Below are 21,961 nucleotides of genomic sequence, written 5' to 3'. Positions count from 1 at the left end.
ACAATGCTGCAACCGAAACGGACCAAGTTCCGCAAACAGCACAAGGGCCGCATCCACGGCGAGGCGAAGGGCGGTTTCGACCTGAACTTCGGCTCGTTCGCCCTGAAGGCGACCGAACCCGAGCGTGTGACCGCGCGCCAGATCGAGGCGGCCCGCCGCGCGATCACGCGTCACATGAAGCGTCAGGGCCGCGTCTGGATCCGGATCTTCCCGGATGTCCCGGTCTCGTCCAAGCCCACCGAAGTCCGGATGGGTAAGGGCAAGGGTTCCGTCGACTTCTGGGCGGCCCGCGTCCACCCGGGCCGGATCATGTTTGAGATCGACGGTGTCAACGACACCATCGCCCGCGAGGCCCTGCGCCTTGGTGCGATGAAGCTGCCGGTCCTGACCCGCATCGTCGCCCGCGAAGACTGGTAAGCGGCGGCCCGAAAGGGTCATCGCGATGGGGGCCCCGCCGAGCGATTGGCGGGGCCCCTGCCTTTTGTGGCAATCGGGCTTGCCAAACGGGCGCACAGCCTGTATGCGCAGGCCTTCATCACGAAACTCCACCGGAATCAGGGTGGCCCTGGGCATCAGGGGCTCTCCGGTGATGTTGAAAGGAAGACGCGTCATGGACGCCAAAGAACTGCTCTCGAAGACGCCTGACCAGCTGAAGGATCAGCTGGTCGCGCTGAAGAAAGAGGCCTTCAACCTGCGCTTTCAGCAGGCCACCGGCCAGCTGGAAAGCACTGCGCGCATGCGCGTCGTCCGTCGTGACGTCGCCCGCGTGAAGACGATTCTGAACCAGAAAGCGGCCGACGCCGCGGCCTCGAACTAAGGAGCCCGGTCCATGCCCAAACGCATTCTGCAAGGCCGCGTCACCAGCGACAAGAACGAACAGACGATCACCGTCCTGGTCGAGCGCCGCTTCAAGCATCCCGTGCTGCACAAGATCGTGCGCTCGTCCAAGAAATACCGCGCGCATGACGCGGAAAACCAGTTCAAGATCGGTGATCTCGTTCGCATCGTCGAATGTGCCCCGATCTCGAAGACGAAACGCTGGACTGTCCTGACGGACGAAGCGGCTACCGCCTGAAGTCCATCATCACAGATCAGAAATGATCGAAACCCTGGGGTCGGCGAGGCCGGTCCCCAAAGGTCGGGAGAAACCAAATGATCCAGATGCAGACCAATCTGGATGTTGCTGACAACTCTGGCGCACGCCGGGTTCAGTGCATCAAGGTCCTGGGTGGTTCGCACCGTCGCTATGCGTCGGTGGGCGACATCATCGTCGTGTCCGTCAAGGAAGCCATCCCTCGGGGCCGGGTGAAGAAGGGGGACGTCCGCAAGGCCGTCGTCGTTCGCACCGCCAAGGAAGTGAACCGTGAAGACGGTACCTCCATCCGCTTCGACCGCAACGCCGCCGTCATCCTGAACAACCAGGGCGAGCCGGTCGGCACCCGTATCTTCGGGCCGGTCGTGCGCGAGCTGCGCGCGAAGAACTTCATGAAGATCATCTCGCTTGCGCCGGAGGTGCTGTAATGGCTGCCAAGCTGAAAAAGGGCGACAAGGTCGTCGTGCTGGCCGGCAAGGACAAGGGCAAGCAGGGTGAGATCACCGCTGTCATGCCCAAGGACAACAAGGCCATCGTGGACGGCGTGAACGTTGCCATCCGCCACACCAAGCAGTCCCAGAACAGCCAGGGCGGCCGCGTGGCGAAGGCCATGCCGATCGACCTGTCGAACCTGTCGCTGATGGACAAGGACGGCAAGGCGACCCGCGTGGGCTTCCGCATGGAAGACGGCGCCAAGGTCCGCTTTGCCAAGACCACGGGAGACGTGATCTGATGCTGGACGACGCAAAGTACACGCCCCGCCTGCGTGCGGTGTTCAACGACACCATCAAGGCCGCGCTGAAGGAAGAGTTCAGCTACAAGAACGACATGCAGATCCCGCGTCTGGACAAGATCGTCCTGAACATGGGTGTCGGCGAGGCCGTCAAGGACACCAAGAAGGTCAAGCAGGCAGCAGACGAGCTGTCGCTGATCGCGGGTCAGAAGGCCATCATCACCTATGCCAAGAAGTCGATCGCCGGCTTCCGCGTGCGTGAAGAGATGCCCTTGGGCTGCAAGGTGACCCTGCGCGGCGACCGGATGTACGAATTCCTGGACCGCCTGATCAACATCGCACTGCCCCGCGTCCGCGACTTTCGCGGCGTGAAGCCGACGTCCTTCGACGGCCGCGGCAACTATGCGATGGGCCTGAAAGAGCACATCGTGTTCCCGGAGATCAACTTCGACAAGGTCGACGAAGTTCTGGGAATGGACATCATCATCTGCACCAACGCGAAGACCGACGCGGAAGCGAAGTCGCTGTTGAAGCATTTCAACATGCCGTTCACCAGCTGATCGCGGAGGGAAAGAAGATATGGCAAAGAAATCCATGGTCGAGCGCGAGAAGAAGCGCGAGCGTCTGGTGAAGCAATACGCTGCCAAGCGTGCTGAACTGAACGAGGTCATCCATGACCAGTCCCGCCCGATGGAAGAGCGGTTCAAGGCTACGCTGAAGCTGGCCGAGCTGCCGCGCAATTCGTCGGCCGTGCGCCTGCACAACCGGTGCCAACTGACCGGTCGTCCGCATGCGTATTACCGCAAACTGAAACTGTCGCGGATCATGCTGCGCGAGCTTGGCTCGCAAGGTCAGATCCCCGGCCTGGTCAAGTCCAGCTGGTAAGGGGGCATATATCATGATGAACGATCCTCTCGGCGATATGCTGACCCGCATCCGCAATGCGCAGATGCGCGGCAAATCGACCGTCCGCACCCCCGCCTCCAAGCTGCGTGCCTGGGTTCTGGACGTGCTCAAGAACGAAGGTTACATCCGCGGCTACGAGGAAGTGACCACGACCGAAGGCCACAAAGAGCTGGAAATCGGGCTGAAATACCACGACGGAACCCCGGTCATCCGGGAACTGTCGCGCGTGTCCAAGCCGGGTCGCCGGGTCTATGCCGGGTCCAAGGAAATCCCGCAGGTCCGTCAGGGCCTGGGCGTCTCCATCGTCTCGACTCCCAAGGGCGTCATGACGGATGCAGCGGCTCGCACTGCCAATGTCGGCGGCGAAGTCCTCTGCACCGTGTTCTAAGGAGGGCAGAATGTCTCGTATTGGTAAGAAGCCGGTCGAACTGCCCAAGGGCGTGACGGCCGAGATCAAGGGTCAGACCATCGAAGTGAAGGGGCCGAAAGGCACCCGTCACTTCACGGCGACCGATGATGTGGACCTGGTGCTGGAAGACGGTTCGGTTGCGGTCAAGCCGCGCGGAACCTCCAAGCGTGCGCGCCAGCAATGGGGGATGACCCGCTCGATGATCGAGAACCTGACCGTGGGCGTGTCCACCGGGTTCAAGAAAGAGCTGGAGATCCAGGGCGTGGGTTACCGCGCCACCATGCAGGGCAAGGACCTGAAACTGGCCCTGGGCTATTCGCATGACGTGATCTTCGCGGTGCCGGAAGGCGTCACGGTGTCGTCTCCGAAGCAGACCGAAATCGTTGTGGAAGGCATTGACCAGCAGCTTGTTGGCCAGGTCGCAGCGAACATCCGCGAGTGGCGCAAGCCCGAGCCCTACAAGGGCAAGGGAATCCGCTACAAGGGCGAGTTCGTCTTCCGCAAGGAAGGCAAGAAGAAGTAAGGGGCGCATGAAATGGCACTGAAAAAGCAAGAGCTGTTCCAAAAGCGCCGCCTGCGCGTTCGGAACAAGCTGCGGGCGATGTCGAACGGACGTCCCCGCATGTCGATCCACCGGTCGTCCAAGAACATCTTTGTTCAGGTGATCGATGATCTGAAGGGCGTGACCCTGGCCTCGGCCAGCACGCTGGAGAAGGATCTGGGCCTGATCGGCAAGAACAACGTCGAGGCCGCGGCCAAGATCGGCGCGACCATCGCCGAGCGTGCGAAGGCCGCAGGCGTCGAAGAGGTCGTGTTCGATCGCGGCGGCTTCATCTTTCACGGCAAGGTCAAGGCTCTGGCCGACGCCGCCCGTGAAGGTGGCCTGAAGTTCTGATCCTGTGGGCGGCATTCGTGCCGCCCCGATGATCCGGGGACGTGCCCGCCAGCGGGCGCGTCCACCAAGGGTCGAGACAACCGGCGCCGCGCGCGCCACCCAAGAAGGAATGCCTCATGGCAGAACGTGACAACAACCGCCGGGGCGGTCGCAACGACCGCGAAGAGAACCCGGAATTCCAGGACCGCTTGGTTGCGATCAACCGCGTGTCCAAGACCGTCAAGGGCGGCAAGCGCTTTGGCTTTGCGGCACTCGTCGTCGTCGGCGACCAGCGCGGCCGCGTCGGTTTCGGCAAGGGCAAGGCCAAAGAGGTCCCCGAGGCGATCCGCAAGGCGACCGAGCAGGCCAAGCGCGGTCTGATCCGTGTGCCGCTGCGTGACGGCCGCACCCTGCACCACGACATCGAAGGTCGTCACGGTGCCGGCAAGGTCATCATGCGCACCGCCGTTCCGGGCACCGGCATCATCGCGGGCGGCCCGATGCGCGCCGTGTTCGAGATGCTGGGCGTGCAGGACGTCGTGGCCAAGTCGCAGGGGTCGCAGAACCCCTACAACATGATCCGCGCCACCCTGGACGGTCTGAAGAAAGAGTCGAGCCCCCGCTCGGTCGCGACCCGTCGCGGCAAGAAGGTCGCCGACATCCTGCCCTCGAACGACAAGCCGGCTGACGCCGCTGTCGAAGCGTAAGGAGCGAGACGCATGGGAACCATCGTCGTCAAGCAGATCGGCAGCCCGATCCGCCGTCCCAAGGACCAGCTGGCCACGCTGAAGGGTCTGGGACTGAACAAGATGAACCGCACCCGCGAGCTGGAGGATACCCCCTCCGTGCGCGGCATGGTCAACAAGATCCCCCACATGGTGGTGATCATCGAAGAAAAGAACTGAGCCTTACCGCCGGTTCGTCGAAACGCCCCGCCATGTGCGGGGCGTTTTGCGTTTCACGGGGTCATTCGCCCTCGCGGCAGGCATAGAGCGTGCCGCCCACGGCCACGACCGACACCGCGGCGCCCGTCAGCAGCACGGGGGACGCCGCGACCGCCGCAGCCGCCCCGCCAAGCGAGGCCAGCGCCCCCGACACCGCCGTGCCCGCCCCGCTGAGGATGACCGCGCCCGAGGCGTCCGGCAGGGTCTGCAGCCCCTGGACCGAGCGGCGCGCGGCGGCCCCGGTGAGGGCTCCGGCGGCGGCGGTGGTCTGGTTCACGCGGCGGCAGACGGCGCGCGACTGCTCGCGGCACTGACCCCAGGCATCGCGGGCGCCCAGATCATAGCCCATGACCGAATCGGTCTGCTTGTCAAAGCGCAGGCAGAAGGGCAGGCGCTCTTCGTCGCTCAGTTCGGGGGTCAGGCTGCGCAGCACGACATAGCTGGGGCAGTCGTGCCGCCCGATGCGCGTGGCCAGCTGCTCGCGGCGGGAATAGGTGTCGGACAGGCGCGCCTCGGCCCGGTCATAGCCCATGACCACGTCGCGGTCGTTGATGCGGGCGGTGCAGAAGGTCGGATCGGCCTCCTGTGCCAGGGCAGGGGCGGTCCAGAGGGCGGCCAGCAGGGCCAGTGGAACGAGGGACAGGCGGGACATGGCGGTTTCCGGGGTTCGTTGCCCATCCTGCCTAGCAAGCGGGCGGGCGCACTCAAGTCACAACACGGTGTCGGACGCGATTGGGCCGGGCGCTGTGGCGGGATCGCTTGAATGATGCGGGGTTTGGGCGTATAGCGCCCCGGTGCCGATGGCACTGTGATTCAACAAGCAAGAAAAGCCGTGGCCCCCTGTTTCGCTTCGAGGGTGTGTCCGGCAAGGAGAAGCGACATGAAACTGCACGAAATCCGCGACAACGACGGCGCGAACAAATCCAAGAAGCGCGTTGCGCGCGGCCCCGGTTCGGGCAAGGGCAAGACCGCAGGCCGCGGTATCAAGGGTCAGAAGTCGCGCTCGGGCGTGGCTCTGGGCGGATACGAGGGCGGCCAGATGCCGCTGTACCGCCGCCTGCCCAAGCGTGGCTTTACCGCGCCCAACGCGAAATCCTTTGCCGTCGTGAACCTGGGCATGATCCAGGGCTTCATCGACGCAGGCAAGATCGACGCCAAGGCCGAGCTGACCGAGGATGCGCTGGTCGCATCGGGCCTGGTGCGCCGCAAGCTGGACGGCATCCGTCTGCTGGCCAAGGGTGAGCTGAAGGCCGGTCTGACCATCACCGTGACCGGCGCGTCCAAGGCCGCGGTCGAGGCGGTCGAGAAGGCCGGCGGCAAGGTCCAGCTGCCCGCAACCGCAGCGGCGGCCGAATAAGCTGTTGAACGGGGCATGTCTGCCCCTATAGATAGCATCTAGGTTTTCAGGCGCCGCCGGTCCCCGCGAAAACGGGTCGGCGGCGCTGTCATGACACGGGACGGAACAGCATGGCGTCAGCCGCAGAACAGATGGCCGCGAACCTCTCCTGGGGGCAGCTCGGCAGGGCCACGGAACTTCGCCAGCGGATCTGGTTCACGATCGGCGTGCTGATCATGTACCGCATCGGCACCTATATCCCGGTGCCGGGTATCGACGGCGCGGCGCTGCGCAACTTTATGGAGCAGGCCTCGACCGGCATCGGCGGCATGCTGTCCATGTTCACCGGCGGCGCGCTTGGCCGGATGGGCGTCTTTGCCCTGGGCATCATGCCCTATATCTCGGCCTCGATCATCGTGCAGCTGCTGACCTCGATGGTGCCCACGCTGGAGCAGCTGAAGAAAGAGGGCGAGCAGGGCCGCAAGAAGATCAACCAGTACACGCGCTATGGCACGGTCGTGCTGGCGCTGTTCCAGGCCTATGGTCTGGCGCGCAGCCTTGAGGCGGGCGGTCTGGCGCATGAGCCGGGACTGTTCTTCCAGGCCTCGGTCGTGATCACGCTGGTCGGCGGCACCATGTTCCTGATGTGGCTGGGTGAGCAGATCACCGCGCGCGGCGTGGGCAACGGCATCTCGTTGATCATCTTCGTGGGCATTCTTGCGGAAATTCCGGCGGCGCTGGCGACCTTCTTCCAACAGGGCCGCACGGGCGCCATCTCGACCCCGGTGATCCTGTTCGTGATCGTGATGCTGATCGCGATCATCGCCTTCGTGGTGTTCATGGAACGCGCGCTCCGCAAGATCCGCATCCAGTATCCCCGGCGCCAGGTAGGCATGAAGGTCTATGACGGCCAGACCAGCCACCTGCCGGTGAAGGTCAACCCGGCGGGCGTGATCCCGGCGATCTTTGCCAGCTCCCTGCTGCTGCTGCCGATCACCATCTCGACCTTCTCGGGGAACGAGACCGGCCCGATCATGTCGATCGTGCTGGCCTATTTCGGGCCCGGACAGCCGCTCTATCTGCTGTTCTTCGCGGCGATGATCATCTTCTTCACGTATTTCTACACGCAGAACGTGTCGTTCAAGACCGATGACGTGGCCGAGAACCTGAAGAACCAGGGCGGCTTCATCCCCGGCATCCGGCCGGGTAAGCGCACCCAGGACTATCTGGATTACGTGGTGAACCGCCTGCTGGTCATCGGCTCGGCCTATCTGGCCCTGGTCTGCCTGATGCCCGAGATCCTGCGCGACCAGTTCTCGATCCCGGTCTATCTGGGCGGCACGTCGGTGCTGATCGTGGTGTCGGTGACGATGGACACGATCAACCAGGTCCAGAGCCATCTGCTGGCGCACCAGTACGAGGGGCTGATCGAGAAATCCCAGCTGCGCGGCAAGCGCAAGCCGGGGACCGCCAAGCCACGCCGGCTGCCGTCGCGCCGCTGAGGCGCGACCGGCAATCGACGAGACGACAAGGCCGCATGAATGGCCAGCCTGAGGGGGACAGACGCCATGACCATCAACATCATCCTGTTGGGACCGCCGGGGGCGGGCAAGGGAACCCAGGCCAGCCGCCTGGTCGAGGACAAGGGGATGGTCCAGCTGTCCACGGGCGACATGCTGCGCGCCGCCCGCTCCTCGGGGACCGAGATGGGCCAGCGCGTCGCCGAGGTCATGGATCGCGGAGAGCTGGTCACCGACGAGATCGTCATCGGCCTGATCCGCGAGCAGCTGGAGAAGGGTGGCAAGGGCTTCATCTTTGACGGCTTTCCGCGCACCCTGGCGCAGGCCGACGCCCTGGACCGCCTGCTGGCCGAATCCGGCATGGCGCTGGACGCGGTGATCGAGTTGCAGGTGGACGACGAGGCGCTGGTCGGCCGCATCGTCAAACGTGCCGATGAATCGCGCGCCGCGGGACAGCCCGTGCGCCGCGACGACACGCCCGAGGTCTTTGCCGACCGCCTGCGCGAGTATTACAAGAAGACCGCGCCGCTGCTGGGCTACTATTACGCCAAGGGCAATCTGAAGACCGTGGACGGCATGGCCGCCATGGATCAGGTCTCGGCGCAGATCGCGGCGGCGCTGCCTGCTTGACGGCGCGGCGATCTGCCGCTAATCCACGGCATCTCGCAAGAGAATCACCCGGTTCGCGGGTGGACCATCGATTTGGCCCGAAGGCACAGCTTTCGGGCCTTGCGTTGTGAAAAAAGGTTCCGGCGTTACGGAACCGCAACTGAAAAGGAAAACGCGTGGCTCGTATTGCTGGCGTCAACATTCCGACGGGGAAACGCGTCCCCATCGCACTGACCTATATCCACGGCATCGGCGACCTGTTCGCCGCACAGATCTGCGAATCCACGGGCATCGACCCGACGCGCCGCATCAACGATCTGTCGGATGCCGAAGTTCTGGCTATCCGCGAGTACATCGATGCCAACCTGACCGTCGAGGGCGACCTGCGCCGCGAAGTCCAGATGAACATCAAGCGCATGATGGACCTGGGCTCGTATCGCGGTCTTCGTCACCGTCGCGGCCTTCCGGTCCGTGGCCAGCGCACGCATACCAATGCGCGCACCCGCAAGGGCCCGGCCAAGCCGATCGCCGGCAAGAAGAAATAAGGGGCAAGCGACATGGCACGTGACAAGACCCGCATGAAGCGCAAGGAACGCAAGAACATCGCCACCGGCGTTGCTCATGTGAACTCCAGCTTCAACAACACCAAGATCCTGATTTCCGACGTTCAGGGCAACGCCATCGCCTGGTCCTCGGCCGGCACGATGGGCTTCAAGGGTTCGCGCAAATCGACCCCCTACGCCGCCCAGATGGCCGCCGAAGACGCCGGCCGCAAGGCGCAGGAACACGGCGTCCGCACGCTGGACGTCGAAGTCCAGGGCCCCGGTTCGGGCCGCGAATCGGCTTTGCGCGCGCTGGCCGCCGCCGGCTTCAACATCACGGCCATCCGTGACGTGACGCCGATCGCGCATAACGGCTGCCGCCCGCCCAAGCGCCGTCGCGTCTGATCCTGGATCATCATTGACCGGCCCCTGCATGTCTGCGGGGGCCGGACATTCGCATTTCACCTCGGGCGTTTCCGGCCACGGTCATGGGCAGGAAGCAAGTATGGAGGAAAATCCATGATCCACAAGAACTGGGCCGAACTGATCAAGCCGACGCAGCTGGCGGTCAAGCCGGGTGCCGACGCGACCCGCACGGCAACGCTGATCGCAGAGCCGCTGGAGCGGGGCTTCGGCCTGACGCTTGGCAATGCGCTGCGCCGCGTGCTGATGTCGTCGCTGCAGGGCGGTGCCATCACGGCCGTGCAGATCGACAACGTCCTGCACGAGTTCAGCAGCGTCGCCGGCGTCCGCGAGGACGTGACCGACATCGTGTTGAACCTGAAGGGCGTCACCCTGAAGATGGACGTCGAAGGCCCCAAGCGCCTGACCCTGTCCGCCAAGGGTCCGGGTGAGGTCAAGGCCAGCGACATCCAGGAAACGGCCGGCATCACCGTGCTAAACCGTGACCATGTCATCTGCCATCTGGATGACGGTGCCGAACTGAACATGGAACTGACCGTGCAGACGGGCAAGGGCTATGTCGCCGCCGACAAGAACCGTCCCGAGGATGCGCCCATCGGCCTGATCCCGATCGACGCGATCTTCTCGCCGGTCAAGCGGGTCAGCTATGAGGTGCAGCCCACCCGCGAGGGGCAGGTTCTGGACTATGACAAGCTGACGATGAAGATCGAGACGGACGGATCGCTGACCCCGGAAGACGCCGTGGCCTATGCCGCGCGCATCGTCCAGGACCAGCTGTCGGTCTTTGTGAACTTCGACGAGCCGGAATCGGCGACCCGTCAGGACAGCGACGATGGTCTGGAGTTCGACCCGCGCCTGCTGAAGAAGGTCGACGAGCTGGAGCTGTCGGTCCGTTCGGCGAACTGCCTGAAGAACGACAACATCGTCTATATCGGCGACCTGATCCAGAAGACCGAAGCCGAAATGCTGCGGACCCCGAACTTTGGCCGCAAGTCCTTGAACGAGATCAAGGAAGTGCTGTCGGGCATGGGCCTGCACCTGGGCATGGACGTGGTCGACTGGCCGCCGGAGAACATCGAGGACCTGGCCAAGCGTTTCGACGACCAGTTCTGAGATCACGGCGGGGGGCAACCCCCGCTGACCACCGGGCATCCGCCCCAAGGAGAGCGGCCCGCACGCATGGGCTGCCGGACAAAGCAAAACACGCTGTAGGAGATCATCATGCGTCACGCTCGCGGTTACCGCCGCCTCAACCGTACCCACGAACACCGCAAGGCGCTGTTCGCCAACATGTCCGGCTCGCTGATCGAGCACGAGCAGATCAAGACCACCTTGCCGAAAGCCAAGGAACTGCGTCCGATCGTCGAAAAGCTGATCACGCTGGCCAAGCGCGGCGACCTGCACGCGCGCCGTCAGGCGAATGCGCAGTTGAAGCAGGACATGCACGTGGCCAAGCTGTTCGACGTCCTGGGCGAGCGCTACAAGGACCGTCAGGGTGGCTATGTCCGCATCATGCGGGCCGGCTTCCGGTATGGCGACAACGCGCCGATGGCGATCATCGAGCTGGTCGACCGTGACACCAGCGCCAAGGGTGCCGCCGACCGCACCCGCCTGGAAGCGGAATACGCCGCCGAGGAGTGATCTCCGGATCACGACCCCGAGCATCGACCCGCCGCGTGCCAGCGCGGCGGGTTTTTTCATGGCCGCCCGCTTTACCTTTACGTTAGGGAAGCTGCCATTCAGCATCTTCCGCGCGTGCTGCGGGCTCTGTATCATCGCCTGGTGGAAACGGTTGAAGGTTCAATCGATTCCGGGGGGAGGGCATGGATTTTTTCATCGCATCACAGTTGTTAACCAAATTGAAACTTAATCGGGTGAATGCTTTCAGCACCGTTGACCGAAACCATTTCAAGCTGTCCAAAAAGCCATGTCATCACGTGCAGACATAAATGCGGCTCTGAGAAAGCTGGGCAAGCACGCCTTGTCCGGCTATTTCGTGGGTTTGCACATCCGGTTTGCTGCACCGCTGATGCAGTTTCAGACCTATGCCGAGGAATGGTCCGAGTTCTATTCCCAAAACGGCTATGCCCTGCGCGATCCGACGATCGCATGGGGGTTCTCGACCACAGGGTCCTGCCGGTGGTCGGCGCTGCCGATCCCGGACCCGTTCAACATCCTCAAGGATGCGGCCGATCACGGTCTGATCTTTGGTCTGACCGTCTCGCACGGTCCGATCGCCTCGCGCACCATCGCGTCCTTCGCACGCGCCGACCGCGAGTTCACCGATGCCGAGATCGAGGATATCTCGACCACGGTGCGGCGGCTTCACGAAATGACCGAGCCGCCTGCGAGCCTGACCAAGGCTCAGAAAGAAGCCCTTCGTTGCATTGCGGAGGGCGATCGTCATGCAGCAGCGGCTGCCAAGCTTGGCATCACCGAAAGCGCGTTCAAGGCAAGGTTGATTTCTGTCCGCGAACGCCTGAAGGCGCGGACGACGGCCGAGGCGCTGCAGAGGGCCAAGGAATACCGTTTGTTGTAGATGTCGCCCAGGGGTCCGCGTGGCAGACAAGGGTGCCCTCACACCCCAGGAGTATCAGATGCAGATGACGACCCTTTCCTTTTCAAACCTTCATAACCACGGCGAATTGTTCGCGAACCTGTTCCGCGCCCGCAAGCAGAGCTTCATCATCCAGAAGAACTGGGACCTGCCCGAGTCCGAGGATATGGAGTTCGATCAGTACGACACGCCGCAAAGCCGCTGGATCGCCATTCACGACCGCACGGACATCCTGGCCGGCATCCGTCTGACGCCGACGACCGCGCGCTGCGGCATCTATTCCTACATGATCCGCGACGCGCAGGAGGGGATTCTGGGCGGGGCGATTCCGCAGGATCTGCTGTATGCGCCGGCACCGGTCGATCCGCATGTCTGGGAATGCTCGCGCGTGTTCGTGAGCCATTCGATCCCGCAGATGTATCGCCGCAAGGTGCATTTCAAGATGGTCGAGGCGATGACCGGATCGGCCCGCGACATGGGCGCGACGCGGCTGATCGCGCTGACCGGGGCCAACTGGCCGCGCTGGTACGGACGTTGCGGCCTGACGGCCGAGGCCCTGGGCCGCGAGATGCAGATCGAGGATGGCCAGTTCCAATGCGTCTCGATCGACCTGACCGCCAAGATGCACTGACCGCCATCGCCGCGCCGAACGGGGCTGTCGCAGCAGCCCGGACCGGCCTAGAATAGGCCGCCATGGCAGATCTGTTCGACACCGCGCCCCAGGCAGACCCACCGTCCGGAACGGGGAACCGGCCCCTGGCCGATCGCATCCGGCCGTCCCGCCTGTCCGAGGTCATCGGACAGGCCAAGGTGCTGGGCCCGGACGGACCCCTGGGCAGCATGCTGGCGTCGGGCAGCCTGTCGTCCCTGATTCTGTGGGGGCCGCCGGGGGTGGGCAAGACGACGATCGCACGGCTGCTGGCTGATGAGACCGACCTGGCCTTTGTCCAGATCAGCGCGATCTTTACCGGCGTGCCCGACCTGCGGAAGGTGTTCGATGCCGCGCGGCTGCGCCGCAGCCAGGGGCGCGGCACGCTGCTGTTCGTCGATGAGATCCACCGCTTCAACAAGGCGCAGCAGGACAGCTTTCTGCCGCATATGGAGGACGGGACGATCCTGCTGGTGGGTGCCACGACCGAGAACCCCTCGTTCGAGCTGAACGCCGCTGTCATGTCGCGGGCGCAGGTCATCGTGCTGGACCGTCTGTCGCCCGCCGATCTGGAACTGCTGGCACAGCGGGCCGAGCGTGAGCTGGGCCGCGCCCTGCCGCTGACCGGGCCCGCGCGCGAGGTTCTGCTGGACATGGCCGATGGAGATGGCCGCGCCGCCCTGAACCTGATCGAGCAGGTCGCGGCCTGGAAGGTCGACGGCCGCATCGACCCCGACACCCTGGCGCAGCGGCTGATGAAGCGGGCGCCCAAATACGACAAGTCGGGCGAGGAGCATTACAACCTGATCTCGGCGCTGCACAAATCGGTGCGGGGCAGCGACCCGGATGCGGCGCTGTACTGGCTGGCGCGGATGCTGGAGGGCGGCGAGGACCCGCGCTATCTGGCCCGGCGCATCACCCGCATGGCGATCGAGGATATCGGCCTGGCCGATCCGGCGGCCGCGCGGCACTGCCTGGATGCCTGGGCGCTGTACGAACGGCTTGGCTCCCCGGAGGGGGAGCTGGCCCTGGGGCAGGCGGTCATCTATCTGGCGCTGGCCCCGAAATCCAACGCGGGCTATGCCGCCTACAAGAACGCGCGGGCCGAGGCGCGGCGCACCGGCAGCCTGATGCCGCCCGCCCATATCCTGAACGCGCCGACCAAGATGATGAAGGATCAGGGCTATGGCGCGGGCTATGCCTATGATCATGATGCCGAGGATGCCTTCAGCGGCCAGAACTATTTCCCCGACGGGCTGAAGCGGCCGGTGCTGTATGTCCCGGTCGAACGGGGTTTCGAGCGTGAGTTGAAGCGACGGCTGGACTGGTTCGTCAGCCAGCGGCTGAAGCGCGGCGGTTGACTTTGGGGGCCAGCCGCCACACAGACGCGCAACAATGAACCGCGCCCCGCGCGCCCGTTCCGCAAGGGCAGATCGGGCAGCGGGTGCGGGACGCGGGAGCTTTCGGTCCTGCGATTGCCGGGGGCCGTCAGGCCGGACCGGCCTTGGGACAAGGAATTTGGGCATGAGTGCCGTGCAGACCATCATAGTCGGCGACGATGACGCAGAGATGCGGCTGGATCGCTGGCTGAAGAAACGCTTTCCGCAGCTGTCGCAGGTGGCCATCGAGAAGATGTGCCGCAAGGGAGAGCTGCGCGTCGACGGGGGCCGCGTCAAGGCCGCGACCCGGATCGAGCCGGGCCACCAGGTCCGCATCCCGCCGCTGCCCGAGCCGGGAGACATGCCCGAGCGCGCGGAACGCCCCTTGGGGCCCCGCGTCAGCGACAGCGACGAGGAGATGATCCAGTCCGCCGTCCTGTGGAAGGACGAGCATATCATCGCCCTGAACAAGCCCCCCGGCCTGCCCAGCCAGGGCGGCAGCGGTCTGGGCGGCCGCCATGTGGACGGGCTGACCACCGCGCTGCTGTTCGGCTTCAAGGAGCGGCCCAAGCTGGTGCACCGGCTGGACAAGGACACGTCGGGCGTCCTGCTGCTGGCGCGGACCGACCGTGTCGCGCGGGCCCTGTCCGAGGCGTTCCGCTCTCGCACCACGCGCAAGATCTATTGGGCGGCGGTGGCGGGCGTGCCGCATCCGCGGATGGGCACGATCCGCTATGGCCTGGTCAAGGGCGGTTCGGGGCGCGGTGGCGACAACGAGAAGATGATCGCCGTCCACCCCCGCGACATCGACAAGACCGAGGGCGCCAAGCGGGCCACCACCGATTACGCGGTGCTGGACGCGCTGGCGACGCGGGCAAGCTGGTGCGCGCTGGTGCCGATCACCGGGCGCACGCATCAGTTGCGCGCGCATATGGCCGAACTGGGCCATCCGATCGTGGGCGACGGCAAGTACGGCGGCTCGGGGCAGGAGAATCTGGGCGATGGCTGGGGCGCGCAACTGGGCGGAGAGATCAGCAAGAAGCTGCACCTGCATGCGCGGTCGATCACCTTCGACCATCCGATCACGAAAAAGCGCATGACCATCACCGCGCCGCTGCCCGAACACATGGGCCGCACCTGGAAATCGGTGGGCTGGCACGAGAACGACGTGCCGGACGATCCGTTCGCGGATGACGAATGAGACTGGTCGTCTTTGACGTCGACGGCACGCTGGTCGACAGCCAGAACCACATCACCCACGCGATGGGTTTCGCCTTTGACCAGGTCGGGCTGACGCCGCTGCCCAAGGCGCAGGTGCTGTCCATCGTCGGCCTGTCGCTGCCGGTGGCGGTGGCGCAGCTGGCCCCGGAGGTCGATGCCGACACGCAGGCGCGGATCGTCGCGGCCTACAAGGACAGCTTCATGCGGGCGCGGCTGGACAGTGCCGCGCCGCTTTATGACGGGGCGATGGCCTGTCTGGACCGGCTGGCGGATCGCGACGACCTGCTGCTGGCGGTGGCCACGGGCAAATCGCGGCGCGGGCTGGATGCGATGATCAAGGCGCATGGGCTGCAGGGGCGGTTCCTCAGCCTGCAGACGGCGGATGGGCATCCGTCCAAGCCGCATCCCTCGATGCTGCAGGCGGCCCTGGCTGAGACGGGGACGCAGGCGGACCGGGCGGTGATGATCGGCGATACCAGCTTTGACATGCTGATGGCGGGTGCTGCGGGGCTGGCGGGCTTTGGCGTCAGCTGGGGTTATCACCCGGTCGAAGCGCTGCACGGGGCAGGGGCCGTGCGGGTGCTGGACGATTTCGCCACCCTGACGCGGGCCATCGAGGAGTGGGCGGCATGAGCGAATGGAAGGCCCGGCGGTTCTGGAAGACTGCCGATCTGCGCCCCGCCGAGGGCGGATTCGAGGTGATGCTGGACGACCGCGTCCTGCGCACCCCCGGCAAGCACCCGCTGGTCCTGCCGACCGAGGGGCTGGCGGCCGCCATCGCGGTGGAATGGCAGGCGCAGGACGATCTGATCGTGCCGCAGAGCATGCCGCTGACGCGGGCCGCGAACTCGGCCATCGAAAAGGTCGCACCGCAATTCGATGCGGTTGCTGCAATGCTTGCCGAATATGGCGGCACCGACCTGCTGTCTTATCGGGCAACCGAACCCGAGGTGCTGATCCGCCGCCAGGCCCAGGGCTGGGACCCGCTGATCGACTGGTCGGCCACCCATCTGGCCGCGCCGCTGCGCATCACGCATGGGGTGATTCCCGTCGATCAGGACCCCGCCGCGCTGGCGCGTCTGCATGCCCGGGTGCGGGACTTGGACCTGTGGGGGCTGACCGCGCTGCATGATCTGGTGACGATTCCCGGTTCGCTGATCCTGGGCCTGGCGGTGGTCGAGGGGCGCATCGACGCCCCCGAGGCGCATCGCCTGTCCCGCATCGACGAGGATTTCCAGGCCGAGCGGTGGGGCAGCGACGAGGAGGCTGCGGAGGCCGCCGAAGGCCGCCTTGTGGCGATTCTTTCGGCAGAGCGGCTGTGGCATCTGTCCCGTCGGGGTTGAAAGCGGTTGCGGACCCGGACGGGGTTCTTGACGTGGCAACTTGTATCGGCACAATACCGCCTAATAGGACGGCACACTGCGCCGTGCTATGCCGACAAGGGCTCCGCGAAGGGTCCGCATCGTGTCCGCCGCCCGTCAGGGGGGCAGGGCGCTCCAACACAGAGGTAACAATGAAAAAATCGGTTTTCCTGGGGACGGTGACCGCAGCGACCCTGCTGGCGGGCATGGGCATGGCCCAGGAGGGGTCGACTTTGGCCCAGGTCAAGGAACGCGACGAGCTGAATTGCGGCGTCAACACCGGCCTGGTCGGATTCGCGGCGCCCGACGCCAGCGGCAACTGGACCGGCTTCGACATCGCCTATTGCCGCGCGCTGGCCGCCGCCGTGCTGGGTGACCCCAACAAGATCAAGTTCGTCCCGACCACCGGCCAGACGCGCTTTACCGCGCTGTCCTCGGGCGAGGTCGACGTGCTGGCCCGGAACTCGACCTGGACCTATTCGCGTGACACCGACCTGAAGCTGGATTTCGTGGGCGTCAACTATTACGACGGCCAGGGCTTCATGGTGAACCGTGACCTGGGCGTGACCTCGGCCAAGGAACTGGACGGCGCGACGATCTGCATCCAGACCGGCACCACGACCGAGCTGAACCTGGCCGACTATTTCCGCGCCAACAACATGGCCTACACGCCCGTCAACATCGACAGCAATGCCGAGGGCGAGCAGCAGTACATGGCCGGCGCCTGCGACGCCTACACGACCGACGCGTCGGGCCTGGCCGCGACCCGTGCGGCCTTTGCCGACCCGGAAAACCACATCATCCTGCCCGAGATCATCTCCAAGGAGCCGCTTGGGCCGGCCGTGCGCCATGGCGACAGCAACTGGGGCGACATCGCGCGCTGGACGCTGAACGCGCTGGTCGCCGCCGAGGAATACGGCGTCACCTCGCGCAACATCGAAGAGCTGGTCCGCTCCTCCGAGAACCCCGAGGTCCAGCGCCTTCTGGGCACCACCGATGAGCTGGGCGCCATGATCGGCCTGGACGCCGAATGGGCACGCCGCGCGATCCTGGCCAACGGCAACTATGGCGAGATCTTTGCCGCCAATATCGGCGAACAGACCCCGATCGGCCTGGCCCGCGGTCTGAACGCGCAATGGACGCAGGGCGGCCTGCTCTACGCCCCGCCGTTCCGCTGATCGGCTGATGCGATCGGGGCCGGACCTGTCATGGGTCCGGCCCCACCCTCTCCAGCAACGATAATCCTGCCTCAATGAAAAACGGTGCAAAGCCGGTGGCGGGCGACAGGGGTATTCAAGATGACGGACATCCGGGCAACGGCGACACCGCCGTTCCGGCTGAGCATGCTGGTCAATGACCGGCGGTATCGGTCCCTGACTTTTCAGGTCATCGTGTTCATTCTGGTCATGGCCGCCGCCTGGTGGCTGATCGACAACACGATCCGCAACCTGGCCCTGATGGGCAAAAGCTTTGATTTCGGGTTCCTGTTCCAGCGCGCGGGCTATGACATCTCGCAGACGCCGATCCCCTACACGGCCGATGACACGCATCTGCGCGCTTCGGTCGTGGGGCTGCTGAACACGCTGATCGTGGCGGTGCTGGGCTGCATCGCGGCGACCGTTCTGGGCGTGATCGTGGGCGTGGCGCGCCTGTCCAGGAACTGGCTGTTCGCGCGGCTGATGACGGTGTTCGTTGAGATCTTCCGCAACATGCCGCTGCTGCTGTGGATCCTGATCGTCTATGCGGTCTTCACCGAGATCCTGCCGCCGCCCAACGCCTTTCGCGGCGACGAGGCCAGCGCCGGCATGATCCTGTTCGACAATGTCGCGCTGACGAACCGCTATACCGCGCTGCCGACGCTGGCCATGACCAACGATCCGGGCAGCCTGGACCTGGGCGCGCGCATCACCTTCAACTGGGCCACCATCGCCTTTGTCGTGGTGCTGGTCGGCGGCTGGATCGTGCGGCGCATGATCCGGGCCTGGGCGCAGGACGTGCAGGACCGCACCGGCGACCGCCCCGTGACCTGGTGGAAGACCCTGGCCGTGATGACGCTGCCGTCGCTGTTCCTGATCTGGTTCTTTGGCCTGCACCTGGAGGCGCCCAGCCTGCAGGGGTTCAACTTTACCGGCGGGCTGAACGTCTCGAACTCGCTGGTGGCGCTGTGGCTGGCGCTGACGCTGTACACGGCGGCCTTCATCGCCGAGATCGTGCGCGCTGGCATCCTGGCCGTCAGCCGCGGCCAGTCCGAGGCGGCCTTTGCCCTGGGCCTGCGCCCGAACCGCACCATGAGCCTGGTGATCCTGCCGCAGGCGCTGCGGGTCATCATTCCGCCGCTGATCTCCCAATACCTGAACCTGACCAAGAACAGCTCTCTGGCGATCGCGGTCGGCTACATGGACCTGCGCGGCACCCTGGGCGGCACCACGCTGAACCAGACCGGCCGGGAACTGGAGGCCATCGTGCTGATGATGCTGACCTATCTGGTCCTCAGCCTGATCATCTCGGCGGGCATGAACGTCTTCAACGCCCGCGTCAAACTGAAGGAGCGGTGAGATGAGCGACACCCACGCCCAGACCGTCGCCTTCGTGCGCGACACCATGCTGCCCGCCGCCGCCCCGCCGATCCGCGAATCGGGCGCCGTGCGCTGGCTGCGCGAGAACCTGTTCTCGGGGCCGGTCAATTCGATCCTGACCGTCCTGGGCCTGCTGATCCTGTGGTTCCTGGTCGCCACCTTCTGGGACTGGTTCGCGCATTCCGTCTGGAACGCGTCCAGCCTGACCGAATGCCGCGAGATCATCAGCGCCACCTGGGGCCCCGATGCGCGCGGCGCCTGCTTTGCGGTGATCCGCGAGCGCTGGAACCAGTATCTGTTCGGCTTCTATCCCCAGCATCTCTACTGGCGCCCGACGATGACCTTTGGTCTGCTGATGGTCGCGCTGGCGCCGGTGCTGTTCAGCGCATCGCTGACCATCCGGCGGGTCGTGCTGGCCATCACCACGCTGGTGACCCTCTGGGCGATGGTCGTGCTGGGCGCGCCTGCGGGCTGGCTGGTCTTTGCCGCGATCGTGCTGGCCACTGGCCTGATCCTGTCCGAGCGCAACATCGCCTGGATGCTGCCCTTTTCCATCGTCTATCCGCTGCTGGGGGTGTGGTTCCTGTGGGGCGGCACGCTGTGGGGCCCGATCTTCGTGCTGGTCGGCCCGGCCTTGGGCTGGGTCGCCTGGCGGCTGCTGTCGCGCCTGTCGCCGCTGCTGGCGACGGTGGCGGCGATCGTGGTGACGCTGATCTTCTGGCTGGTGCTGGCGGGGGACGCCGCCCGCGATGCCGAGGGGCTGCTGTCGCTGTCCATCGAATCGGTCCGCTCGGACCGCTTCGGGGGGTTCCTGCTGTCGCTGACCATCGGCGTCGCGGGCATCGCCCTGTCGCTGCCTTTGGGCATCGTGCTGGCGCTGGCGCGGCAATCGGACATGTTCCTGATCAAGTCGCTGTCGGTGGTCTTCATCGAATTCATCCGGGGCGTGCCGCTGATCACGCTGCTGTTCGTGGCCTCGCTGCTGCTCAACTACTTCCTGCCGCCGGGGACGACCTTCGACATCATCCTGCGCGTCATCATCATGGTCACGCTGTTCGCCGCCGCCTATATGGCCGAGGTGATCCGCGGCGGCCTGGCCGCCCTGCCCAAGGGCCAGTACGAGGCCGCCGACGCCCTGGGCCTGGATTACTGGAAGGCACAGCGCCTGATCGTGCTGCCGCAGGCGCTCAAGATCAGCATCCCGGGGATCGTGTCGACCTTCATCGGCATGTTCAAGGACACGACGCTGGTGACCTTCGTGGGCCTCTATGACCCGCTGAAATCCATGTCCGACGCCGTTCGCGCCAATGTCGAATGGAAGGGCATCTATTGGGAGCCGTTCATCTTCGTCGGCGGCATCTTCTTTCTCATCTGCTTCGGCATGTCGCGATACTCGATGTATCTGGAACGCCGCCTGCAACGCGACCACAGGTAAGGACCCCCTCCCATGGAAACCATCGAACGTCCGATCGACCGCAGCCAGATGACGGTCAGCGACGAGGTCGCCATCGAGATCCGCGACATGAACAAGTGGTACGGCACGTTCCACGTTCTGCGCGACATCGACCTGACCGTCCACAAGGGCGAACGCATCGTCATCGCCGGGCCGTCGGGTTCGGGAAAATCGACGCTGATCCGCTGCATCAACCGGCTGGAGGAGCATCAGGCCGGTCACATCTCGGTCGACGGGGTCGAATTGACCAGCGACATCAAGAACATCGACAAGGTCCGCTCCGAGGTGGGCATGGTGTTCCAGCACTTCAACCTGTTCCCGCATCTGACGGTGCTGGAGAATTGCACGCTGGCGCCCATCTGGGTGCGCAAGGTCCCGCGCAAGCAGGCCGAGGCGACCGCCATGCGGTTCCTGGAGAAGGTCAAGATCCCCGAGCAGGCCGACAAGTATCCCGGCCAGCTGTCCGGCGGCCAGCAGCAGCGCGTGGCCATCGCGCGGTCGCTGTGCATGCAGCCCAAGATCATGCTGTTCGATGAGCCGACCAGCGCGCTGGACCCCGAGATGATCAAGGAGGTCCTGGACACCATGATCGAGCTGGCCGAGGAGGGGATGACGATGATCTGCGTCACCCACGAGATGGGCTTTGCCCAGGCCGTGGCGAACCGCGTGATCTTCATGGACCAGGGTCAGATCGTCGAGCAGAACAACCCGACCGACTTCTTCAACAACCCGAAATCCGAACGGACCAAGCTGTTTCTCAGCCAGATCTTGGGGCACTGAGCGCCACCAAAGGGGGCAGGGGGGTTGGCCCCTGCCCCTGCTGTCAGATGCGGCCGTCCAGGCGCACGAAATCCATGACGCTGCCCTGGCCGGGCGCGATCTGGTCCCACGAGTCGACCTGGAAATCGACCACGAGGGTCGCGCCGGTGGGATAGCGGCGGAAATCCGGGTCGGCCGGCGCCCGCGCGGGCAGCATCGCGGCGAATTCCGAAATGCCCGGATTATGCCCCAGCATCATCACGGTCGGCATCGTGGCCGATTTCAGGACCGCCATCATCCGCTCCGCCCCGGCCTGATAGAGGCTGGGTTCGATGCGCATCAGGGGGCGGACCTCCAAGGGGGCACCAGCGATGACCGCCCAGGTCTCCTGCGTGCGGGCGGCCGAGGAACAGAGCACCTCCTCCGGTTCATAGCCGCGGCTGGCCAGCCAGTCGCCCAGGGCCCGCGCCGAGCGCCGCCCCCGGTCGTTCAGCGGCCGGTCATGGTCGTCCAGCGTGGGGTCGTCCCAGGCCGATTTCGCATGGCGCGTCAGGATCAGGCGTCGGTGTCCGAGTGGGGTCATGAGATAGCGGCCTCCTGTGCCATGCCGTCAGTTT

31 protein-coding genes are annotated in these 21,961 nt (G+C 65.1%); 29 read left to right on the top strand and 2 right to left on the bottom strand.

Going from position 1 to position 21,961, the window contains the following annotated elements; all coding sequences use genetic code 11:
- Positions 1–3 precede the first annotated feature (3 nt).
- From rplP to rpmD, 12 genes are all read left to right on the top strand, one after another.
- Positions 4–417, top strand: coding sequence for a 50S ribosomal protein L16 (rplP, locus tag FA740_RS15640; protein WP_045982159.1), 414 nt, complete (start codon positions 4–6; stop codon positions 415–417).
- 193 nt (positions 418–610) lie between these two features.
- Positions 611–817, top strand: coding sequence for a 50S ribosomal protein L29 (gene rpmC, locus FA740_RS15635; RefSeq protein ID WP_136857772.1), 207 nt, complete (start codon positions 611–613; stop codon positions 815–817).
- A gap of 12 nt (positions 818–829) precedes the next feature.
- Positions 830–1,075 (top strand): 30S ribosomal protein S17, encoded by a 246-nt coding sequence (rpsQ, locus tag FA740_RS15630; RefSeq protein ID WP_136857771.1) that lies wholly within the window; start codon positions 830–832, stop codon positions 1,073–1,075.
- Positions 1,076–1,152: 77 nt separating this feature from the next.
- Complete coding sequence (gene rplN, locus FA740_RS15625; RefSeq protein WP_022708219.1) at positions 1,153–1,521, top strand: 50S ribosomal protein L14; 369 nt, start codon at positions 1,153–1,155, stop codon at positions 1,519–1,521.
- Entirely contained in the window at positions 1,521–1,826 is a 306-nt protein-coding gene (gene rplX / locus FA740_RS15620) for a 50S ribosomal protein L24 (protein ID WP_136857770.1), read from the top strand. Before rplN ends, rplX begins: the two co-directional genes overlap by 1 nt.
- Positions 1,826–2,386, top strand: coding sequence for a 50S ribosomal protein L5 (rplE, locus tag FA740_RS15615; protein ID WP_136857769.1), 561 nt, complete (start codon positions 1,826–1,828; stop codon positions 2,384–2,386). The genes rplX and rplE overlap by 1 nt, the downstream gene beginning before the upstream one ends.
- A gap of 19 nt (positions 2,387–2,405) precedes the next feature.
- The gene (rpsN, locus tag FA740_RS15610; RefSeq protein WP_136857768.1) at positions 2,406–2,711 is read left to right on the top strand and encodes a 30S ribosomal protein S14; all 306 of its coding nucleotides are present in this window, start codon (positions 2,406–2,408) and stop codon (positions 2,709–2,711) included.
- Positions 2,712–2,721: 10 nt separating this feature from the next.
- Positions 2,722–3,120, top strand: coding sequence for a 30S ribosomal protein S8 (gene rpsH, locus FA740_RS15605; protein WP_211243727.1), 399 nt, complete (start codon positions 2,722–2,724; stop codon positions 3,118–3,120).
- A gap of 10 nt (positions 3,121–3,130) precedes the next feature.
- Entirely contained in the window at positions 3,131–3,664 is a 534-nt protein-coding gene (rplF, locus tag FA740_RS15600; RefSeq protein WP_136857766.1) for a 50S ribosomal protein L6, read from the top strand.
- Between the two features lie 12 nt (positions 3,665–3,676).
- Positions 3,677–4,036 (top strand): 50S ribosomal protein L18, encoded by a 360-nt coding sequence (rplR, locus tag FA740_RS15595; RefSeq protein ID WP_136857765.1) that lies wholly within the window; start codon positions 3,677–3,679, stop codon positions 4,034–4,036.
- Between the two features lie 116 nt (positions 4,037–4,152).
- Complete coding sequence (gene rpsE, locus FA740_RS15590) at positions 4,153–4,722, top strand: 30S ribosomal protein S5 (protein ID WP_136857764.1); 570 nt, start codon at positions 4,153–4,155, stop codon at positions 4,720–4,722.
- A 12-nt stretch (positions 4,723–4,734) separates the two neighbouring features.
- The gene (gene rpmD, locus FA740_RS15585; protein ID WP_136857763.1) at positions 4,735–4,920 is read left to right on the top strand and encodes a 50S ribosomal protein L30; all 186 of its coding nucleotides are present in this window, start codon (positions 4,735–4,737) and stop codon (positions 4,918–4,920) included.
- A gap of 61 nt (positions 4,921–4,981) precedes the next feature.
- Here rpmD and FA740_RS15580 read toward each other — a convergent pair whose 3' ends face one another.
- On the bottom strand, positions 4,982–5,611 hold the full coding sequence (locus FA740_RS15580; RefSeq protein WP_136857762.1) for a hypothetical protein: 630 nt from the start codon (positions 5,609–5,611) through the stop codon (positions 4,982–4,984).
- A 228-nt stretch (positions 5,612–5,839) separates the two neighbouring features.
- Here FA740_RS15580 and rplO point away from each other — a divergent pair, with 228 nt between their 5' ends.
- From rplO to FA740_RS15495, 17 genes are all read left to right on the top strand, one after another.
- Entirely contained in the window at positions 5,840–6,316 is a 477-nt protein-coding gene (gene rplO / locus FA740_RS15575; RefSeq protein WP_136857761.1) for a 50S ribosomal protein L15, read from the top strand.
- Positions 6,317–6,426: 110 nt separating this feature from the next.
- Positions 6,427–7,797: a preprotein translocase subunit SecY gene (secY, locus tag FA740_RS15570; RefSeq protein WP_136857760.1), complete on the top strand. Its 1,371-nt coding sequence runs from the start codon at positions 6,427–6,429 to the stop codon at positions 7,795–7,797.
- A 66-nt stretch (positions 7,798–7,863) separates the two neighbouring features.
- Positions 7,864–8,445, top strand: coding sequence for an adenylate kinase (locus FA740_RS15565; protein ID WP_136857759.1), 582 nt, complete (start codon positions 7,864–7,866; stop codon positions 8,443–8,445).
- A 155-nt stretch (positions 8,446–8,600) separates the two neighbouring features.
- On the top strand, positions 8,601–8,969 hold the full coding sequence (gene rpsM, locus FA740_RS15560; RefSeq protein ID WP_136857758.1) for a 30S ribosomal protein S13: 369 nt from the start codon (positions 8,601–8,603) through the stop codon (positions 8,967–8,969).
- 12 nt (positions 8,970–8,981) lie between these two features.
- Positions 8,982–9,371 (top strand): 30S ribosomal protein S11, encoded by a 390-nt coding sequence (gene rpsK, locus FA740_RS15555; RefSeq protein ID WP_042247912.1) that lies wholly within the window; start codon positions 8,982–8,984, stop codon positions 9,369–9,371.
- Between the two features lie 114 nt (positions 9,372–9,485).
- The gene (locus FA740_RS15550; protein WP_136857757.1) at positions 9,486–10,502 is read left to right on the top strand and encodes a DNA-directed RNA polymerase subunit alpha; all 1,017 of its coding nucleotides are present in this window, start codon (positions 9,486–9,488) and stop codon (positions 10,500–10,502) included.
- Between the two features lie 108 nt (positions 10,503–10,610).
- Entirely contained in the window at positions 10,611–11,030 is a 420-nt protein-coding gene (rplQ, locus tag FA740_RS15545) for a 50S ribosomal protein L17 (protein ID WP_136857756.1), read from the top strand.
- Between the two features lie 286 nt (positions 11,031–11,316).
- Positions 11,317–11,928, top strand: a complete 612-nt coding sequence (locus FA740_RS15540; protein WP_136857755.1) for a helix-turn-helix transcriptional regulator — start codon at positions 11,317–11,319, stop codon at positions 11,926–11,928.
- 58 nt (positions 11,929–11,986) lie between these two features.
- Positions 11,987–12,577 carry an acyl-homoserine-lactone synthase gene (locus FA740_RS15535; RefSeq protein WP_136857754.1) on the top strand — a complete coding sequence of 197 codons (591 nt, stop codon included), beginning with the start codon at positions 11,987–11,989 and terminating at the stop codon, positions 12,575–12,577.
- Positions 12,578–12,639: 62 nt separating this feature from the next.
- Positions 12,640–13,956, top strand: coding sequence for a replication-associated recombination protein A (locus FA740_RS15530; RefSeq protein WP_136857753.1), 1,317 nt, complete (start codon positions 12,640–12,642; stop codon positions 13,954–13,956).
- A 163-nt stretch (positions 13,957–14,119) separates the two neighbouring features.
- Positions 14,120–15,175, top strand: coding sequence for an RluA family pseudouridine synthase (locus FA740_RS15525; protein ID WP_136857752.1), 1,056 nt, complete (start codon positions 14,120–14,122; stop codon positions 15,173–15,175).
- Positions 15,172–15,828 carry an HAD-IA family hydrolase gene (locus FA740_RS15520; RefSeq protein ID WP_136857751.1) on the top strand — a complete coding sequence of 219 codons (657 nt, stop codon included), beginning with the start codon at positions 15,172–15,174 and terminating at the stop codon, positions 15,826–15,828. The genes FA740_RS15525 and FA740_RS15520 overlap by 4 nt, the downstream gene beginning before the upstream one ends.
- Positions 15,825–16,538, top strand: coding sequence for an ATP12 family chaperone protein (locus tag FA740_RS15515; protein WP_136857749.1), 714 nt, complete (start codon positions 15,825–15,827; stop codon positions 16,536–16,538). Before FA740_RS15520 ends, FA740_RS15515 begins: the two co-directional genes overlap by 4 nt.
- Before the next feature lie 170 nt (positions 16,539–16,708).
- The gene (locus FA740_RS15510; RefSeq protein ID WP_136857747.1) at positions 16,709–17,734 is read left to right on the top strand and encodes an amino acid ABC transporter substrate-binding protein; all 1,026 of its coding nucleotides are present in this window, start codon (positions 16,709–16,711) and stop codon (positions 17,732–17,734) included.
- Positions 17,735–17,854: 120 nt separating this feature from the next.
- Positions 17,855–19,111 carry an amino acid ABC transporter permease gene (locus FA740_RS15505; protein WP_246053671.1) on the top strand — a complete coding sequence of 419 codons (1,257 nt, stop codon included), beginning with the start codon at positions 17,855–17,857 and terminating at the stop codon, positions 19,109–19,111.
- Position 19,112: 1 nt separating this feature from the next.
- Positions 19,113–20,567, top strand: coding sequence for an amino acid ABC transporter permease (locus FA740_RS15500; protein WP_136857745.1), 1,455 nt, complete (start codon positions 19,113–19,115; stop codon positions 20,565–20,567).
- A 12-nt stretch (positions 20,568–20,579) separates the two neighbouring features.
- Positions 20,580–21,365 carry an amino acid ABC transporter ATP-binding protein gene (locus FA740_RS15495; protein WP_136857743.1) on the top strand — a complete coding sequence of 262 codons (786 nt, stop codon included), beginning with the start codon at positions 20,580–20,582 and terminating at the stop codon, positions 21,363–21,365.
- Positions 21,366–21,408: 43 nt separating this feature from the next.
- Here the strand turns inward: FA740_RS15495 and FA740_RS15490 are convergent, their stop codons facing one another.
- Positions 21,409–21,927, bottom strand: a complete 519-nt coding sequence (locus tag FA740_RS15490; RefSeq protein ID WP_136857741.1) for a SixA phosphatase family protein — start codon at positions 21,925–21,927, stop codon at positions 21,409–21,411.
- Positions 21,928–21,961 lie beyond the last annotated feature (34 nt).

It is taken from the genome of Paracoccus hibiscisoli, assembly GCF_005048265.1.
GTDB lineage: Bacteria > Pseudomonadota > Alphaproteobacteria > Rhodobacterales > Rhodobacteraceae > Paracoccus > Paracoccus hibiscisoli.
This window is presented reverse-complemented; position numbering and strand designations above follow the sequence as displayed.

Coding starts and splice junctions, on each gene's coding strand:
- FA740_RS15535 (WP_136857754.1), top strand. CDS start 11,987: ATGCAGATGACGACCCTTTCCTTTTCAAACCTTCATAACCACGGCGAA.
- rplR (WP_136857765.1), top strand. CDS start 3,677: ATGGCACTGAAAAAGCAAGAGCTGTTCCAAAAGCGCCGCCTGCGCGTT.
- rpmD (WP_136857763.1), top strand. CDS start 4,735: ATGGGAACCATCGTCGTCAAGCAGATCGGCAGCCCGATCCGCCGTCCC.
- rplN (WP_022708219.1), top strand. CDS start 1,153: ATGATCCAGATGCAGACCAATCTGGATGTTGCTGACAACTCTGGCGCA.
- rplQ (WP_136857756.1), top strand. CDS start 10,611: ATGCGTCACGCTCGCGGTTACCGCCGCCTCAACCGTACCCACGAACAC.
- rplP (WP_045982159.1), top strand. CDS start 4: ATGCTGCAACCGAAACGGACCAAGTTCCGCAAACAGCACAAGGGCCGC.
- rpmC (WP_136857772.1), top strand. CDS start 611: ATGGACGCCAAAGAACTGCTCTCGAAGACGCCTGACCAGCTGAAGGAT.
- FA740_RS15540 (WP_136857755.1), top strand. CDS start 11,317: ATGTCATCACGTGCAGACATAAATGCGGCTCTGAGAAAGCTGGGCAAG.
- secY (WP_136857760.1), top strand. CDS start 6,427: ATGGCGTCAGCCGCAGAACAGATGGCCGCGAACCTCTCCTGGGGGCAG.
- rpsE (WP_136857764.1), top strand. CDS start 4,153: ATGGCAGAACGTGACAACAACCGCCGGGGCGGTCGCAACGACCGCGAA.
- FA740_RS15550 (WP_136857757.1), top strand. CDS start 9,486: ATGATCCACAAGAACTGGGCCGAACTGATCAAGCCGACGCAGCTGGCG.
- FA740_RS15580 (WP_136857762.1), bottom strand. CDS start 5,611: ATGTCCCGCCTGTCCCTCGTTCCACTGGCCCTGCTGGCCGCCCTCTGG.
- FA740_RS15495 (WP_136857743.1), top strand. CDS start 20,580: ATGGAAACCATCGAACGTCCGATCGACCGCAGCCAGATGACGGTCAGC.
- FA740_RS15530 (WP_136857753.1), top strand. CDS start 12,640: ATGGCAGATCTGTTCGACACCGCGCCCCAGGCAGACCCACCGTCCGGA.
- rplO (WP_136857761.1), top strand. CDS start 5,840: ATGAAACTGCACGAAATCCGCGACAACGACGGCGCGAACAAATCCAAG.
- FA740_RS15515 (WP_136857749.1), top strand. CDS start 15,825: ATGAGCGAATGGAAGGCCCGGCGGTTCTGGAAGACTGCCGATCTGCGC.
- rplX (WP_136857770.1), top strand. CDS start 1,521: ATGGCTGCCAAGCTGAAAAAGGGCGACAAGGTCGTCGTGCTGGCCGGC.
- rplE (WP_136857769.1), top strand. CDS start 1,826: ATGCTGGACGACGCAAAGTACACGCCCCGCCTGCGTGCGGTGTTCAAC.
- FA740_RS15505 (WP_246053671.1), top strand. CDS start 17,855: ATGACGGACATCCGGGCAACGGCGACACCGCCGTTCCGGCTGAGCATG.
- rplF (WP_136857766.1), top strand. CDS start 3,131: ATGTCTCGTATTGGTAAGAAGCCGGTCGAACTGCCCAAGGGCGTGACG.
- FA740_RS15520 (WP_136857751.1), top strand. CDS start 15,172: ATGAGACTGGTCGTCTTTGACGTCGACGGCACGCTGGTCGACAGCCAG.
- FA740_RS15490 (WP_136857741.1), bottom strand. CDS start 21,927: ATGACCCCACTCGGACACCGACGCCTGATCCTGACGCGCCATGCGAAA.
- rpsK (WP_042247912.1), top strand. CDS start 8,982: ATGGCACGTGACAAGACCCGCATGAAGCGCAAGGAACGCAAGAACATC.
- FA740_RS15525 (WP_136857752.1), top strand. CDS start 14,120: ATGAGTGCCGTGCAGACCATCATAGTCGGCGACGATGACGCAGAGATG.
- rpsQ (WP_136857771.1), top strand. CDS start 830: ATGCCCAAACGCATTCTGCAAGGCCGCGTCACCAGCGACAAGAACGAA.
- rpsN (WP_136857768.1), top strand. CDS start 2,406: ATGGCAAAGAAATCCATGGTCGAGCGCGAGAAGAAGCGCGAGCGTCTG.
- FA740_RS15500 (WP_136857745.1), top strand. CDS start 19,113: ATGAGCGACACCCACGCCCAGACCGTCGCCTTCGTGCGCGACACCATG.
- FA740_RS15510 (WP_136857747.1), top strand. CDS start 16,709: ATGAAAAAATCGGTTTTCCTGGGGACGGTGACCGCAGCGACCCTGCTG.
- FA740_RS15565 (WP_136857759.1), top strand. CDS start 7,864: ATGACCATCAACATCATCCTGTTGGGACCGCCGGGGGCGGGCAAGGGA.